This is a genomic window from Howardella ureilytica, assembly GCF_054657495.1.
Window position 1 is genome coordinate 49,104 of the sequence record NZ_BAAHYP010000005.1, and the last position, 15,565, is coordinate 64,668.

The 15,565-nt window shown below is 38.3% G+C and carries 16 protein-coding genes; 2 read left to right on the plus strand and 14 right to left on the minus strand.

Annotated elements, in window-relative coordinates:
• Window positions 1–136: 136 nt before the first annotated feature.
• Together ACYQ1N_RS03605 and ACYQ1N_RS03610 are read right to left on the minus strand one after the other, a co-directional pair.
• The gene (locus ACYQ1N_RS03605; protein ID WP_459832839.1) at window positions 137–1,129 is read right to left on the minus strand and encodes a hypothetical protein; all 993 of its coding nucleotides are present in this window, start codon (window positions 1,127–1,129) and stop codon (window positions 137–139) included.
• A 286-nt stretch (window positions 1,130–1,415) separates the two neighbouring features.
• Window positions 1,416–1,556 carry a hypothetical protein gene (locus ACYQ1N_RS03610; RefSeq protein WP_459832840.1) on the minus strand — a complete coding sequence of 47 codons (141 nt, stop codon included), beginning with the start codon at window positions 1,554–1,556 and terminating at the stop codon, window positions 1,416–1,418.
• A 184-nt stretch (window positions 1,557–1,740) separates the two neighbouring features.
• On the opposite strand from ACYQ1N_RS03610, the gene ACYQ1N_RS03615 reads away from it, so the two are divergent.
• Both ACYQ1N_RS03615 and ACYQ1N_RS03620 read left to right on the plus strand, forming a co-directional pair.
• Window positions 1,741–2,439, plus strand: a complete 699-nt coding sequence (locus ACYQ1N_RS03615; RefSeq protein WP_459832841.1) for a tRNA threonylcarbamoyladenosine dehydratase — start codon at window positions 1,741–1,743, stop codon at window positions 2,437–2,439.
• A gap of 223 nt (window positions 2,440–2,662) precedes the next feature.
• Complete coding sequence (locus ACYQ1N_RS03620; RefSeq protein WP_459832842.1) at window positions 2,663–4,069, plus strand: L,D-transpeptidase family protein; 1,407 nt, start codon at window positions 2,663–2,665, stop codon at window positions 4,067–4,069.
• A 140-nt stretch (window positions 4,070–4,209) separates the two neighbouring features.
• Here ACYQ1N_RS03620 and ACYQ1N_RS03625 read toward each other — a convergent pair whose 3' ends face one another.
• The 12 genes from ACYQ1N_RS03625 to ACYQ1N_RS03680 form a co-directional block, all read right to left on the minus strand.
• Window positions 4,210–4,716 carry a hypothetical protein gene (locus ACYQ1N_RS03625; RefSeq protein ID WP_459832844.1) on the minus strand — a complete coding sequence of 169 codons (507 nt, stop codon included), beginning with the start codon at window positions 4,714–4,716 and terminating at the stop codon, window positions 4,210–4,212.
• 12 nt (window positions 4,717–4,728) lie between these two features.
• The gene (locus tag ACYQ1N_RS03630; RefSeq protein WP_459832847.1) at window positions 4,729–5,280 is read right to left on the minus strand and encodes a hypothetical protein; all 552 of its coding nucleotides are present in this window, start codon (window positions 5,278–5,280) and stop codon (window positions 4,729–4,731) included.
• Window positions 5,281–5,512: 232 nt separating this feature from the next.
• A complete protein-coding gene (proS, locus tag ACYQ1N_RS03635) occupies window positions 5,513–6,952 on the minus strand; it encodes a proline--tRNA ligase (protein WP_459832850.1) in 1,440 nt (479 codons plus the stop codon).
• 18 nt (window positions 6,953–6,970) lie between these two features.
• Window positions 6,971–7,852, minus strand: coding sequence for a hypothetical protein (locus ACYQ1N_RS03640; RefSeq protein ID WP_459832852.1), 882 nt, complete (start codon window positions 7,850–7,852; stop codon window positions 6,971–6,973).
• 11 nt (window positions 7,853–7,863) lie between these two features.
• On the minus strand, window positions 7,864–8,625 hold the full coding sequence (locus ACYQ1N_RS03645; protein ID WP_459832854.1) for a M15 family metallopeptidase: 762 nt from the start codon (window positions 8,623–8,625) through the stop codon (window positions 7,864–7,866).
• A 63-nt stretch (window positions 8,626–8,688) separates the two neighbouring features.
• On the minus strand, window positions 8,689–10,776 hold the full coding sequence (ftsH, locus tag ACYQ1N_RS03650; protein ID WP_459832857.1) for an ATP-dependent zinc metalloprotease FtsH: 2,088 nt from the start codon (window positions 10,774–10,776) through the stop codon (window positions 8,689–8,691).
• A gap of 14 nt (window positions 10,777–10,790) precedes the next feature.
• A complete protein-coding gene (gene tilS / locus ACYQ1N_RS03655) occupies window positions 10,791–12,272 on the minus strand; it encodes a tRNA lysidine(34) synthetase TilS (RefSeq protein ID WP_459832859.1) in 1,482 nt (493 codons plus the stop codon).
• 1 nt (window position 12,273) lies between these two features.
• On the minus strand, window positions 12,274–12,600 hold the full coding sequence (locus tag ACYQ1N_RS03660) for an FtsB family cell division protein (RefSeq protein ID WP_459832861.1): 327 nt from the start codon (window positions 12,598–12,600) through the stop codon (window positions 12,274–12,276).
• 27 nt (window positions 12,601–12,627) lie between these two features.
• Window positions 12,628–12,867 (minus strand): RNA-binding S4 domain-containing protein, encoded by a 240-nt coding sequence (locus ACYQ1N_RS03665; RefSeq protein WP_459832863.1) that lies wholly within the window; start codon window positions 12,865–12,867, stop codon window positions 12,628–12,630.
• Between the two features lie 16 nt (window positions 12,868–12,883).
• Window positions 12,884–13,516 carry a hypothetical protein gene (locus ACYQ1N_RS03670; RefSeq protein ID WP_459832865.1) on the minus strand — a complete coding sequence of 211 codons (633 nt, stop codon included), beginning with the start codon at window positions 13,514–13,516 and terminating at the stop codon, window positions 12,884–12,886.
• Window position 13,517: 1 nt separating this feature from the next.
• Window positions 13,518–14,615 (minus strand): UDP-galactopyranose mutase, encoded by a 1,098-nt coding sequence (glf, locus tag ACYQ1N_RS03675; protein ID WP_459832867.1) that lies wholly within the window; start codon window positions 14,613–14,615, stop codon window positions 13,518–13,520.
• Between the two features lie 36 nt (window positions 14,616–14,651).
• Window positions 14,652–15,554, minus strand: a complete 903-nt coding sequence (locus ACYQ1N_RS03680; RefSeq protein ID WP_459832869.1) for a glycosyltransferase family 2 protein — start codon at window positions 15,552–15,554, stop codon at window positions 14,652–14,654.
• Window positions 15,555–15,565 lie beyond the last annotated feature (11 nt).

Consider the following 15,565-nt stretch of genomic DNA (forward strand, 5'->3'; position numbering starts at 1 on the left):
AGGTCAAAAAGTAAAGAAAATATCATATAAAAAGACTGTAACTATGTATAAAATTACATAATTACAGTCTTATATCAAACCGGGTCTGTAAAACAGGGGGTATTACCCGGTTATATTCCGTTCAAATCCATACAAATTACCATGCTACTGCAATATCAAGCTGATTAGGGTTGGAAGCCACGAAACTTCCTGTATCTACAACAATTGCAGTTCCCAATGAAGACTCTAATATTGTTCCCTTTGGTCTTCTTGAAAGGTCAGCCGCAACCATTACATAATTACCGAACATTTTAACGCCGTCGTCACGAACCCAGTATACCCAGCCATCTGCCTCTGAGTATCCTAATGAACGCATGATTCTTACAACGCCGTTCATGTTAAGGTTATAATATGTTTCATAACCTGAAGGGCCGTTGAACACTCCTGCAGATTTTGTAAGGTGGCTTGAATACGGACCGCTCACCGATGATCCTGAATATGATGCAGCTTCTTCTGCGGCAATTTCTTCGTTAGTCTTACCTGTTTCTAATCCGAAATCAACATCTACCTGATCAGTGTTAACATATGCCTCAACGTTATTATCTAACTGAACAACAAGCTTGTTTTCAGCTGTTGAAACAACCTTAAGAGTTTCGTCCGGATTTACTGTCTTAACGGTTTCCTTATTGTCCTTACCGTATAATACAGTATTATCCGCCTTGGACTTCGCGGTTACATTTCCGATATTGTATGCAACAGCTTCGGCTTCATCACCGATTACAAGATTTTCGCTCTTTACATATCCTTTAAGATTACCTGACTGTACGAGAGTCATGTCACCTTCGTTGGAAATTACATCAGCGATATTCTTGTCATTAAGCTTGCCTACAACAGCGGCATCTTTATCGGCGCTTGCATATACATCCAATCCGGTTATTGCAATTGCTTTGTTGTCAAAAATATCTTTCTCAGTTTCCTCCGGAGCGGCAACAGTTTCCGTATATACGGTTTTGATTGTTGAATCTGAACTGAATCCGTTTTCAGAGTTAGGTAAACTTCCTGCGTTTGTAAGTGTCTGTATAAATAAAGAGCCTATACTTGCAGCAGTAACTGAAGATACTACGGCAAATCTCTTAATAATCGGTTTCATAAAAAATCCTTTCAAGTGTACATTTATAACATATTCGTTTCTAATTGTTTCTAATTTGTTACATTTATTACTTTGTCACTATAACAATATTAAATATATTTGTCAAACTTTAATTAATTATTAAACAATAACTATATAAATTATATATTAATCGCTTAAATCACCGATTATCATGTAAACGCTGAATATTACTGTGTTTTCAGCCAAATAAAATGTTACTTATTTGTTACAAACGGATAATATTTAAGAAATAATTGTATTTAATAAAGTACACATTTTCACATATTTAATAAGACTTCTTAACTGTTATTTCGGTGCTGCATATTAATGTTGAGCGGTGCTGTCTTACCGTATATTGTGATGTCAATTTTCCGTGTTTGATAGAGTTTCTTCCTATATATTCCGGTGGTACTTTTTCATGTTTCATTGAGTTTCTTCCTGTATTTTTGATGCTGCATTCTCATATTTCATTGATTTACTTACATATTTTCAATGTTATATTTCCGTATACGGTTGACTTCCTTCCTATAATATATATTTACATTTGTTTATATATTATTGTATAGTAGAGCAACATAATATTTAGATATAACATATAGGAGATATATACTATGACAAATAATTTTCAAAGATTTGCAATGCTTATCGGAAAAGACAAGATTGAAGAATTAAATAAGAAGAAAGTAATTATATTCGGTCTCGGAGGAGTCGGCGGCTCACTTGCCGAAGCCCTTACCAGAGCGGGAATAGGGCACTTTACATTGGTAGATAAGGATTCATTTGACGAAACAAATCTCAACAGACAATTATTTGCCACTTATAAAACAGTCGGTATGAATAAAACCGACGTTGCAAAGGAAAGAATGCTTTCCATCAATCCCAATGCCGAAATAGAAACCAGGAAAATGTTTTTCCTGCCTGAGAACAGTGATGAATTTGATTTTTCTCAATATGATTACGTTGTCGATGCCATTGACAATGTTACGGCAAAAATTGCACTGATACTTAAGGCAAAAAAAGAAGGTGCAAATGTCATATCAAGTATGGGTATGGGCAATAAATTCGATCCCACACAAATAAAAATCGACGACATTTACAAAACCTCTGTATGTAAACTGGCCAAAGTAATGAGAAAAGAGCTTAAAAAAAGAGGGGTAACGGATCTTAAAGTTGCCTATTCCACGGAAATCCCCGTAAAACCATTGTTTATTGCCGAAGGTAATGATGAAAGAACTCCCGGTTCATCACCCTTTGTTCCTCCATGCGCCGGAATAATTATGGCAGGCGAAATTATTAAAGATTTGCTATAATATAAAGACACGTTTATTATTGAACAGATTCTTTCTTTAGAGTAAAATACTATTGTTTGTAAAGTATGATGTATTGATGACTATTACAATTACCGCTCTGTGAGTATTGAAATAATTGTCAATAGCTCATATATTTATATAGTACATAGGTATGTGGAATAGTAACGAATTTTAGATTACTATATGGATATGCGCATTGTTTGCTAAGGAGGCTGCAATTTATATGAAAAAAAATAAAAAGTTTCTGTTTTGGTTAATACCGGTAGTTGCTTTTGCCGCATTCTATATTATAGGAGCTATCGTTTCGTCCAATAAGTTTTGGGGGAATACTTATCTGGGCGAAAAAAAGGCCGGATTCATGACGGTTGCCGATCTTAACAACGATCTTGTCTCATCCGACTCCATTACGATAACCACGAAAGACGGCGCAACCGAGAGCATTAAGTTGTCAGACATCGGATACAAATCTGAATATTCAACGGACATTCAGGCAATTCAAAAAGGACAGTCACCTATGTTATGGCTCTTCAATCTCGCAGGAAAGAAAACATATGATGTTCAAACAAAAACAACATATGATGAAGAGAAATTAAAAAGTGAAATCTCCGATATCGTAAACAACCTTAACTCCAATGCTGTGGAACCCGCCAATGCATACATTGACACTTCAAAGAGCGAACCCGTTATTGTAGAGGCTGTTGAAGGTAACAAAATTGACGGAGATAAGTTACAGAATACAATAATCTCCGATCTTAATTCCGGTGTATTCTCCGTAGATATAGAACAATCCGGATGTTACCTTAAGCCTACGGTTTATGCCGATAATGCAGAACTTAAATCATTGTTATCCACAATTTCCGAGCTTAAGGATGTAAAGGTTACGATTGATTTAACAGGTGCAACAGAAACCATAGATGTTGATACATTTAAGAATTGGATAACGACTGACGGAACCGAGTTATCATTTAAAGATGATTTGGTTAATGAATATGTATCATCTCTTGCAGATAAGTATAATACATACGGAACAACAAGAAAGTTCCCTGCAACGGAAATAGGACTTGTATCTCTTCCGGGTACCGCAAGAGATACATATGGCTTTAAGCTTGATAAGGATGCAACTGCGGAAGCCATTAAAAACGCAATTAAATCCGGTGAATCACAGACCATAGAAGCCGTATGGGATAATCCGGCGCTTACAAGAAACGCCGCCAACGGTTCGGGAGACATCGGAGATACATATGTTGAAATTGACGTTTCCAGACAGCATATGTGGTATTATGTTGACGGAAGCCTGTATCTCGACACGGATGTTCGTACGGGAGACGAATCGGGAAGATACAAGGATGCGGCTACTCCGAGCGGTATCTTCAGAATATTATCCAAATCAACGGATAAATATTTCCTTTTATTCCAGCCTGTAGTTCACGCAGACTACTGGATGCCATTTGATTGGGAAGGATGCGGTATCCACGACGCATCATGGTTTACCACATTCGGAGGCGAACTTTATAAGACTAACGGCGGTTCTCACGGATGTATTAATACTCCGCTTTCAATCGTTAAGCCTATGTATGAAAAGATGAAGGTAAATACGCCTGTTATCGTATATCGCTCAGCCCAGTTATAATTTTTTATTAACCAAATAAAGCACTGCAGTATTTAAAGAGCTGTCTCTTAAATACTACAGTGCTTATTTTATTATATAATATGTATTACTTACGCCCCGCTGCTTTAGCTGCACAACTTCAATTATATTTTCTGTATCTGTTACATATGATTTAATTTTGCGTCTATTATTACGGCTCCCATACTGTAATATCTCGTAGGCTCATATGACATTATTTTTATCTTATATGATCCCGCATCGGTGTTCTCCCTAAACTTCACCTTTTCTATATACTCTCCAGGCTTAATTAAGCCTGTCTCTGCGACAACTTCGTTATATCCGTTAAGAACTCTTATTTTCAAAAGAACATTCTTATTTGTATCTTCGTTAGTGAAATACACTTTACCGTAATCGGAATTATCCAAGTAAATATTGTCCAAAATATGCGTTTTATAACTCATTCCGGCACTGCTTAGCTCAAGCCAGTTTTTCTTTTCTTCAGGCGTTAATTTGTCGGATGGGTTGCCTGTTTCGTAATCATTCTCAAATCCCGGCTGTATAAATTGATTCTTCACAACGCTTTTACCGCCGTAAAGCAATGCCGTTATCATGAAAAAACAAGACAGGGCACATACGGCAACGGATAGATATATTGATTTTTTTATCATAATCGTTTCCTGCTATTCAACTATTTTTATCTTAACCGGCACGGATGAATTGATCGGCCGCCTTTCGTTCATACTCATATCATAATAATATACAAGTATCGTGCCGTCGTATATATTGGGTTTATATTTACTTATATCCGCATTTATCTTTGTTTTTTTAATCTGAAATCCCGGATGAATAAGCCTTGTTTCGGCGACCTTTTCGCTTCCGAGCAATACTTCCACGGACATGTTAACTTTTGATTTGGATGGGTTTCCGAACAGAATATCCGCCTCTCCCGTAGATTTATGGAAAACGAAATCCCTTCCGTATAAAATACTCATTGTATTGCCTTCCACAGTCTGCTCTAATATATAGTTACTGCTTTCATCTATTTTTTCAACGTTCTCGTCTTCATCCATCATTGCATAGTCCGTATTCCTATATACAACATTCTCTTTAAAAAACAGTGCCCATATTCCGATTAATATAAATATACCTGACAGAACCAATATTCCCGCCAATATTATTTTTCGTTTAAATAATGCTTTTTTATATATTTCAAATTGATTTATTTTATCCATAGATTTTCACTTCTAAACTTACTATAGGAAATATTATAAACTATTTCTTTTATTTGAAAATAAACACATGCCCGACGATTGTTTTAATTTAATAAAAACCCCGGCTGCCGCAAAACAGTTCGGATATATTCGCATGGATATATCATTTACCGCCTTTGCAGCCGCCGGGGCTATATAATATATTAATTTGAATTCTGATTTACATGTTAACGGTTATTACATGTATGTATAATTAATATGCTCTGCCCCAATAAACAAGGCTTTTTGCCTTTTTACCGCAGCATACGCATACATCCGAAACAGCTTCCTGTTCAAAAGGCATACAACGTGATGTTGCGCCTGTTTCTTCTTTGATCTTGTCTTCGCATTCTCTGTTGCCGCACCACATAGCCTTAACGAATCCGGCTTTATTTTCTATGGTATCCTTAAATTCATCATAGCTTACGGCAACATATGTGTGTGAATCTCTGTGTTCTTTGGCCCTGTTGTACATATCTTTTTGAATTGTTTCCATCAGGCTGTTTACTTCTTCAACAATATTATCCAAAGAAGCTTCGATTTTTTCTCTTGTGTCTCTGCGAACCAATACCGCCTTACCGGCTTCAATATCCTTAGGTCCGATGTCTATTCTTACCGGAATACCTCTCATCTCACACTCCGAGAACTTCCAGCCCGGAGTTTTGTCCGTATCATCCACCTTAACGGATATTCCTGCATTTTTAAGAATGTCCCTGACTTCATAACATTTGTCAAGAACTCCGTCCTTCTTTTGCTGGATAGGGATAATATTTACCTGAACGGGAGCAATTCTCGGAGGAAGAACGAGTCCTTCGTTATCACCGTGAACCATAATAATCGCGCCGATAAGTCTTGTTGTCACTCCCCATGATGTCTGATGAACATATTGTAATTTATTTTCCCTGTCCGTGTATTGAATTTCAAAGGCTCTGGCGAAACCGTCTCCGAAATTATGGCTTGTTCCGCTCTGGAGTGCCTTTCCGTCGTGCATGAGAGATTCAATTGTATATGTGGCTTTTGCTCCCGCAAATTGTTCTTTCTCCGTTTTCTGACCTCTTATCATCGGAATAGCAAGAACTTCCTCGCAGAAATCACCGTACAGATTAAGCATCTGTAATGTTCTCTCCTGAGCCTCCTCTTCCGTTGCATGGGCAGTATGACCTTCCTGCCATAAAAATTCCCTTGAACGGAGAAACGGTCTTGTTTCCTTCTCCCAACGAACTACGGAACACCACTGATTATATACCTTAGGCAAATCCCTGTATGATTGGATATCATCATGATAGAAGTCACAGAACAATGTCTCAGATGTCGGTCTTACGCAGTATCTTTCCGTAAGTTCCTCTTCTCCGCCGTATGTAACCCATGCCACCTCCGGTGCGAAGCCTTCTATATGATCTTTTTCCTTATTAAGCAAACTCTCCGGAATAAGAAGCGGCATGGAAACATTCTCAACTCCTGTTTCCTTAAATCTCTTATCAAGCTCCGATTTGATTTTTTCCCATATTGCATAACCCGCCGGTTTAAAAATCATAAATCCCTTTACGGCTGAATATGCCATAAGGTCCGCTTTTTTTACAACATCCGTATACCACTGAGCGAAGTCAACATCCATTGATGTTATGGCTTCAACAAGTTTTTTATCATTTGCCATTACCAGTTCTCCGTATAATTAATATTTTTTGTACTTTCTGTAGTGTGCGCTGTATCTTCTTACGCTCTCACCTTCGTCAAATTCATGGAACTTAACATAGTGATATTCATTTTTACCGCCGAAAAGATATTTTTCTATAAGTTCCATATTGCTGAATGCTTTCGGAATAACGGTTTTCTTAAGAACGCTTACCTTTCCCGGTTTACCGTTTGTAACTACGGTTCTCTCAACTCGTCCTCTTACTCTGAAATATCCTATTGTTTCCTCAAGAACTCTCATTCTTACAACCTTGTACTCATTGTGCATTTCAACCCTTCCCTCGGGTGTGTTTCCATCCACAAAGTACTCATAATAAGTGAAATATTCCGGTTCATATTCAATATGATTCCTTTTAAACTTCCTGTAACTGAAATACGGAAGGATAAGCATTCCCGGAACACCTATTAAACATCCCGTACACAATACGTTTACGAACCATTTTATCGGTCCCCAGCCGTAAGTCCATTCAATACCGTATACGCCGGCAAGTACCTGAGTAAAAATAAAATATAATGTTCCTATTACCGCAATAATAAAGAATACTTTATACGGCCATCCGTAATTTCTTCTGTAAACTCCCCAATCCGCATCGCCTCTCGCACTTTCATCGATAAATCTGTGATGCTTTATATATGGCGCAGCCGCTTGTGAATTGTCGGTCTTAACCTTCTTTTTTCCGATTATTCTCTTCGTTCTGTCCGGCAGTTCATTAGCTTCGACTCCGATTGCTCCGTCGTCGAATATCTTATCCCTGTCTTCAAGTATATCTTCAACCGTCGTTTTATTGTGATGTTTCTCGTTAGAAACGGTATCCTCATCCAACATGGAATCATCTGTATTTTCTTGTTTATTATCTATCATATCTGTTCCTATCACTCTGAATACTCTGAATTGATACCCAGGTATTCTTCAAGACATTCTCCGGAATCATGCAATTTTTTTGCAAGGTCTCTGCCTACAAACCTTATATGCCATGGTTCATACGAATATCCCGTAAATTTTTCCTTATCCTCAGGATACCTTATTATAAATCCATATTTATAACAGTTATCCCTTAACCAAATTCCCTCTTTCCATTCTCCCATAAGCTTAGTTACGGAATTAATATCCATAGACAAACCGGTCTGATGCTCTGAATATCCCGGTCTCGCAATAAGAGAATCCGTTACATTTGCATCAGGTGAATTAATTGACTGCTCATATAATTCTTTTTGTCTGTCATATGATCTGTAGCCTGATTGAATCCACAGTTTTACGCCCTCGGAGGCGGCTGCGTTTTTCATTTCTTCAAATGCCCCTGCCGCATCGGGATTTAAATCTTTCGGATCATAACTTTCAGGCAGAGGATATTCCTTATTGACAATCATAATATTATCAATATATGTAACTCCGTCAATTTTTTTTATGGAATATCCTTTTGATGTTACATTCTCGGAATGTTCGCCATCATTCTGAGAATCTGTTCCTTCTGTATCATGAGCGTAATAATTGTCTGCCGTACTGTCACCGGTTTCACTATCATCGCTTTTTCTTGGAACGTTTAAAAAACTTACAAGCAAAAAAGCGACAATAACAGATATAGATCCGATAAATACAGCTGTCACAGCAAACTTTTTCCTCTTGCTTCTTTTCATACTATCATCTTCTTCTATAATTATCGTCGCTTTTGCCCGGTATTATTACAAAGTCATAAATAATCAATATATCCAACCGTCATCCGGTTTATTATCTTTCTTATCTGACTCGTTATTACCGTGTTCCTCATTTGAACCCTTTTCATCCTTTTGATCGGAATCGGAATCATCCGTGGTTTTAATGTCCGTAACATTATTTTCAACCGTCGAATTGTTATCGGCATTATTATGTCCGTTAATTCCTGCAGAAACGTTATCGGATTTTTCTTTGCTTTCAGCATTATTTGAAACACCTTCAGGATCCTCACCCCTGAAAATCGCTTCAAATTCTTCCCTCGATATCTTCTCTTTCTTAATAAGATATTTAGCCGTTCTCTCTAATACATCCTTATTGTCGAGAATAATCTGCTTTGCCCTTGCATAACACTCATCAATAATTTCCTTAACGGCTTCATCAATCTTTGTTGCCGTCTGTTCACTGAAGTTATTGCTGTGGGCAAGTTCTCTTCCTATGAATAATTCATCTGACTGTGTGCTGTAATCCAGGAATCCCAAATCTTTTGAGAAACCGTACTTGGTTACCATGTCTCTTGCAAGCTGAGATGCCTGCTTAATATCTTGTGAAGCACCTGTCGTAACATCGTCAAATATTATTTCTTCGGCTATTCTTCCGCCCATGGAAACCATAATGTTTTGCATCATTTTACCCTTGGTGTTAAATAACTCATCTTTTTCGGGAAGCGGCATTGTATATCCTGCCGCTCCCATTCCCGTAGGAATAATCGAAATAATATGAACCGGTCCCACATCAGGAAGCTCATGGAACAGTATGGCATGACCTGTTTCATGATATGCGGTAATAAGCTTGTCCTTATCCGAAATTACCCTGCTCTTCTTTTCAACACCTATACCTTCTCTGATGAATGAATTCTTTACATCTTCATTGGTGATATATTGTCTGTGGTCTATTGCGGCTGCAATGGCAGCTTCATTCATAATATTTGCAAGATCGGCGCCCGTAAATCCCACGGAAACGCTTGCAAGAGATTCCAAATCAACATCATCGGCAAGAGGTTTATTTCTGGAATGAACTTTTAATATCTGAAGTCTTGCCTCTCTGTCCGGATATCCGACAACTATCTTTCTGTCAAATCGTCCGGGTCTGAGTATTGCGGGATCAAGAATATCTATTCTGTTCGTTGCCGCCATAACTATAACGCCTGAATTGGCGCTGAATCCGTCCATTTCAACAAGAAGCTGGTTAAGGGTCTGTTCTCTTTCATCATGACCTCCGCCGAGTCCCGCTCCTCGCTGTCTTGCTACGGCGTCAATTTCATCTATGAAAATAATACAAGGAGCGTTGTTTTTAGCCTCGGTGAACATGTCTCTTACTCTGGCAGCTCCCACGCCGACAAACATTTCAACGAAGTCGGAGCCGGAAATGCTAAAGAAAGGAACTCCCGCTTCACCTGCCACCGCTTTTGCAAGAAGAGTTTTACCCGTTCCCGGAGGGCCCGCAAGCATAACACCTTTCGGAATATGAGCTCCGAGTCTTGTATACCTTTCCGGATTCTTCAGGAAGTCTACTATCTCTTCAAGTTCTTCCTTTTCTTCCTTAAGTCCGGCAACATCCTTAAATGTTACCGTCTTGGCAGATGAATCTTCCGACAATTTAGCCTTACTCTTGGCAAAATTGCCCATCATTCCTCCGCCCTGCATACTGCTCATTCCTCTTCTCATTATTGCAAATAATAAAAAGAGCGGAACAAACATAAACAGCATTTGAAGTATTATCGATCCCCAGCTGTTTCTCTGCTGTATGTCACTTACCAAAAACGGTATACCTTTTTCCGTGAGATATTCCTCAGATTTGTTAACATCCGATACGGATAATGATTTTACCGTTTTATCTTTTAATTGAACCTGCAGCGTTCCTGTAGGTACACTGGCGCTTTGGTTCACCACTACTTTCTCTACATTCTTATTGTCTACATCTTTCTGAAATTCAGAATAAATATAGGAATTATTACTGTCAGAATTATTCCCTGTCATCGTATATATCATAATTAAAGATATTACAAGTAGGACAATTAAGAATATAAATGAAGTTAGGGCACCTCTGTTCCTATTATCATTATTTCTATTGTTCATTTATTACTCCTTAATTAAGTTAACGGTATCCATTCAATGCAAAGCCCGTATAAACCGTCTCTGACAAATGAATCAACGGACTGACGTACCCCGACTGCCCAAAGACAGGCTTTATCATCCGCCAATATCCATATATCATCTCTGACCGCTTTTGGTACTTTGCTGTCTCTAAACAGATTCTTAACTTTTTTTGCAGATCCGTCTGCCCCCACTGTCATAACATCGTGAGGGCGTCTTTTCCGAAAGCATAAATTCCCTTTTATTCTATCATAATCAAAATACTTGGTATAGCATTCATTGTCATTTTTAATAACTTTTTCAGTTTTGTACAGTCTTAATGCAAATTTATCAAATTTTAATTCCGCAATTTCACCGTTTTCTATCTTTTTTCTTGTATTATCGTCCAGAAAATACACGCAGTCATCATTTTCGGCGTTGACATTTTCAACCGGTGATTTTTCATATTCAAAGCTCAATTCATTATAATCCAACCTTGCGACAATACCTTTTCCGATCTGAATACTTTTACCTGTCGTCCCGTTAAGCAACAGGTTGTCTGCCGCATCAAACCTCGTACCGTAAATATCCGAAGAATCACCGGACAAACACTCTGCCGCATAAGCATATATGCTCTTTCTTATTACAACATCACAATTCTTAACATCAAAGCCGATAATAACCCGGGATATCCTGTTATCGTTTCCGTATTCAATACCGCAGCACCGGTCGAAAATCTCTTTAGATTGATTGTTTATATAATCATATGCTTCTTTGGCTCTGTCTGCGGCCTCGTTGATATGTAAAACGGCGGTTTTGTTTATATAGGACATGGGTTCTATAATTCTGTGCCTTATATAGTTTCTCGTATAAATATCATCTGAATTAGTGGAGTCGGTTACGTAGGAAATATTGTTTTCTTCGCATATTTTCTCTATTTCATCTCTCGACAGGCAGAGTATCGGTCTTATTATGTCTCCGTTAACGGGCTTTATACCCGACAGCCCCCTAAGGCCCGCTCCTCTCACAAGATTAAAAATATATGTCTCCGCTCTGTCATTGGCATTGTGAGCCACCGCAATTTTATATTTACCGGGATCTGTCCCCGTTAATTCTGCATGCTCTCTTGCAAAGGACCGAAAGCTTTCATATCGTATCTTTCTTCCGGTCTCTTCTTCGCTCATTCCGAGTTCCTTGGAAAGAGCAGGAACATCAAAACGGTATGATTTGAAATTCACACCGAGAGAATCGGCAAATCTTTCGGAAACATTTTCATCTCTCACGGCTTCTTCTCCCCTTATTCCGTGATTAATATGTATTGCATGGACATGACACTTTGGTATTTCTCCCGATTCAATAAGTCTGCATATTAAAAACAAGAGGCAGCTTGAATCAGCGCCTCCTGAAAGTCCTGCTATAATATTGTCATGTTCTTCTAACATAAAGTTGCCGGATATATATCCGGCAACTTTTTTAAGTCCCCTAATCGTATAATTCATATCATTCATTTGTTTTAAATATAATTTCGTTAGGATATACCAGTCCGAGCTTTTCCTTTGCGATCTTTTCTATATATTCTCTTGTCTGTGTGTATGCCTTTTGAGCATCCAACTCTTCGCTTCTCTTTTTTTGCTCATCTATGGAATTATTCAATTCCTGTATTTTAGCCTGATTCTCAGCGGATTTTGATTTGAGGCTGTTGTTGGCAATTATAAACAATACCAAAAACACACATACAAACGCAGCAATAGACAACAGACCTATTCTTGCGTTACGTCTGTTCTTCTTGGCCCTTTTTTCTTTATCTTTCCTTGTTTCCAGCTGCATAAACACACCTCTAAAGAACGTTTCGTATTATAACAGTTCCGTCATTAAGTCGGCCTCTTCTTTGCGAATCACATCTTTAACCAGCAAAACCTTTGCTCTTGTAACTTTATTTCCGAACTGTATCTCAATGATATCTCCGACTTTAACCTCTGCAGATGCTCTTGCAACTTTGCCGTTAAGAGACACTCTGCCCGCATCGCACGCTTCATTTGCAACAGTTCTTCTCTTAATAAGTCTTGACAGCTTCAAAAACTTATCCAATCTCATATCCTGAACCTCTTAATCAGTTGTTACCTACTCCGTTTTCAAGAAATAACTCCTTAAAATAAGGAAGTTCTTCGGCCCACCTACAAAATGTATGCCATTCTTCCAACTTGTGGTGCTTTCTGCTTATGTACATACTTATAACATTTTCATAGTTTAATGTACAGGTTCTTGTCTGATTATAACTTTCCGGAAGAAGCTGAATAATACTGTACCAAATTTCTTTATTCTTGGTTTCCGTATATTCTTTTCTGAGTTCTTCCAATGAAACTATTAACTTATCAAGCACCTTTCGTGCACTCTCCGTTAAATGATCATGGCTGAAATCTTCAATTTCAAATTCCTTTGAGTGAATTTTATGCATTGTACTTGTCGAATTGGCTACAGTACCCACTTTATATGTATCATACTCTTTCCACCAATACAACGGAGCCGTTATATCTGTCGATATGAATATCTGTCTGATAAACTTTCTGTGATCGGTACCGGCCTTTATAAGTCTTTTTGCAAGATCTATGTCATTGTCACCGAACACAAAATCACCTTCATCAGATACGGAGCTGTCCATTCTGTGCCAGCTGTTTAACGGATTTCTCGCACCGCGTATGGCATTGTGAAAGTTCATTACTTCAGTCTTAGCAAAGCTTATCATATTAATTAAATTCCTTTTCAACACATTTGAGTGCAGCTTCTATAACCTTATCCATGTCATAGTATTTATATTCGCCGAGTCTACCTCCGAAGATCACATTCGGTTCGGCATCCGCAAGCTCCTTGTACTGAGCGTAAAGAGCGGCATTTTTCTCATCGTTAACCGGATAATAAGGCTCGTCTCCGAGTTTCCATTCCGAACTGTATTCCCTGCTTATTACGGTTTTAGGCTGCTCTCCGAATTCGAAAAACTTATGCTCTATTATTCTTGTCCAAGGAGTTTCCCTGTCCGTATAATTTACAACGGCATTTCCCTGGAAATTAGGAGTGTCGATGGTCTCTGTTTCAAATCTTACGGAACGGTATTCCAAAGCTCCCAGCTTATAATTGAAATATGCGTCAATAGGGCCCGTGAAAACAACCTTGTCGAATTCACCGAGCTCATCCTTCGCTTTAAAATAGTCCGTGTTTGTAACTGTTTTTATGCCCTCAAGCATATTTTCAACCATTCTTGTATATCCGCCGATAGGAATTCCCTGATATATCGCGTTAAAATAGTTATTGTCATATGTATATCTTACAGGAAGTCTCTTTATAATAAATGAAGGAAGATCTTTACAATCTCTGCCCCACTGCTTTTCGGTGTACCCCTTAATCAGCTTCTCATATATGTCGGTACCTACAAGGCTTATGGCCTGCTCTTCAAGGTTTTGGGGATTGGTGATTCCCGCTTCCTCAACCTGACTCGCAATTTTTTCTCGTGCCTCATCCGGTGTTACGACATTCCACATTTTGTTAAATGTATACATATTAAACGGAAGAGAATATATTTCACCGTTATAATTTGCTACGGGAGAATTGGTATATCTGTTAAATTCCGCGAATCTGTTGATATAATTCCATACAAGCTTGTTGTTGGTATGAAAAATGTGTGCACCGTATTCGTGAACGTTAATACCTTCAACTTCCTTTGTATAAATATTTCCGGCAATATGATCTCTCTTATCTATAACCAAAACACTTTTGCCTCTGTCCGTCGCCTCTCTTGCAAATATGGCGCCGAAAAGTCCCGCGCCGACTACCAAATAATCATAATGCATAATAATCTCCAAATACTGTTGTCTTTCTGTTAAATATTATCCTCTTGAACCGGCTCTTTTTATCTTAGGTCTGAAACTGAATCCTTCCACGGTTCCCTTAACCAGTGTTTTTAATCGCTTACATTTGTTGTCCGGAGCATTCTTAATAATTCGGAGAGCATGAAGGTGTAATCTTGCCCACCAATACATTTTTTCTTTTGCTCCCTCTCTTCTGTATACAAATACTTCGTTGCGATATGCCAGCTTATATCTGTCCAGTCTGTCCATGGTATCCACGGAAATGTCGGAACCGCTGTTAGACGCCGTATCATGTACGGTAATGCTGTTTGAAACGTAATAACACGGATATAGCTTGGAAATTCTTCTTGTATATTCAATATCATCGGTCCATATAAAGAATTCGCTTATCGGAAGTCCCACCGTTGCCACTGTGCTTGCCTTAAGGAAGCAGGATACAAAGGTTGCGCACCATAATTTCTGCAAATTCCTGTCAAAGTCTTTTATACCCCTGTTAAAATCCGTCTTTTGCATATTCATTTTGCATATTTCACCGTCGGTATAATTAACCCTTCCTGACAGAAAACCGTATTTTCCGTCAAGTAATCTGTCCGCTTCCATGAATTTCTCAAGGGCGTCTTCATTCATTACGCAATCGTCATCCATAAGCCATATATATTTAAAACCCATTTTATAGGCTTTTTTTATGCCGTAAGCAAAGCCTCCGGCACCGCCTAAGTTTTTACCGGTATTGAAATATTTAATAACTCCGCAATTATAATATTTTTTTATGGCTTCGTATGTTCCGTCCGTACTTGCATTGTCAATTATAAGTATTTCCGGTTTTTCGGGTACCTGATGAAGCAGACTCTCTATACAATTTATTAACTTTTCTTTTCTGTTGTATGTTACGACAACCGCCGCAGTCTCTTTTTTATACATGCGTCATCTCC

Coding starts and splice junctions, on each gene's coding strand:
- ACYQ1N_RS03605 (WP_459832839.1), bottom strand. CDS start 1,129: ATGAAACCGATTATTAAGAGATTTGCCGTAGTATCTTCAGTTACTGCT.
- ACYQ1N_RS03610 (WP_459832840.1), bottom strand. CDS start 1,556: ATGAAACATGAAAAAGTACCACCGGAATATATAGGAAGAAACTCTATC.
- ACYQ1N_RS03615 (WP_459832841.1), top strand. CDS start 1,741: ATGACAAATAATTTTCAAAGATTTGCAATGCTTATCGGAAAAGACAAG.
- ACYQ1N_RS03620 (WP_459832842.1), top strand. CDS start 2,663: ATGAAAAAAAATAAAAAGTTTCTGTTTTGGTTAATACCGGTAGTTGCT.
- ACYQ1N_RS03625 (WP_459832844.1), bottom strand. CDS start 4,716: ATGATAAAAAAATCAATATATCTATCCGTTGCCGTATGTGCCCTGTCT.
- ACYQ1N_RS03630 (WP_459832847.1), bottom strand. CDS start 5,280: ATGGATAAAATAAATCAATTTGAAATATATAAAAAAGCATTATTTAAA.
- proS (WP_459832850.1), bottom strand. CDS start 6,952: ATGGCAAATGATAAAAAACTTGTTGAAGCCATAACATCAATGGATGTT.
- ACYQ1N_RS03640 (WP_459832852.1), bottom strand. CDS start 7,852: ATGATAGATAATAAACAAGAAAATACAGATGATTCCATGTTGGATGAG.
- ACYQ1N_RS03645 (WP_459832854.1), bottom strand. CDS start 8,625: ATGAAAAGAAGCAAGAGGAAAAAGTTTGCTGTGACAGCTGTATTTATC.
- ftsH (WP_459832857.1), bottom strand. CDS start 10,776: ATGAACAATAGAAATAATGATAATAGGAACAGAGGTGCCCTAACTTCA.
- tilS (WP_459832859.1), bottom strand. CDS start 12,272: ATGAATTATACGATTAGGGGACTTAAAAAAGTTGCCGGATATATATCC.
- ACYQ1N_RS03660 (WP_459832861.1), bottom strand. CDS start 12,600: ATGCAGCTGGAAACAAGGAAAGATAAAGAAAAAAGGGCCAAGAAGAAC.
- ACYQ1N_RS03665 (WP_459832863.1), bottom strand. CDS start 12,867: ATGAGATTGGATAAGTTTTTGAAGCTGTCAAGACTTATTAAGAGAAGA.
- ACYQ1N_RS03670 (WP_459832865.1), bottom strand. CDS start 13,516: ATGATAAGCTTTGCTAAGACTGAAGTAATGAACTTTCACAATGCCATA.
- glf (WP_459832867.1), bottom strand. CDS start 14,615: ATGCATTATGATTATTTGGTAGTCGGCGCGGGACTTTTCGGCGCCATA.
- ACYQ1N_RS03680 (WP_459832869.1), bottom strand. CDS start 15,554: ATGTATAAAAAAGAGACTGCGGCGGTTGTCGTAACATACAACAGAAAA.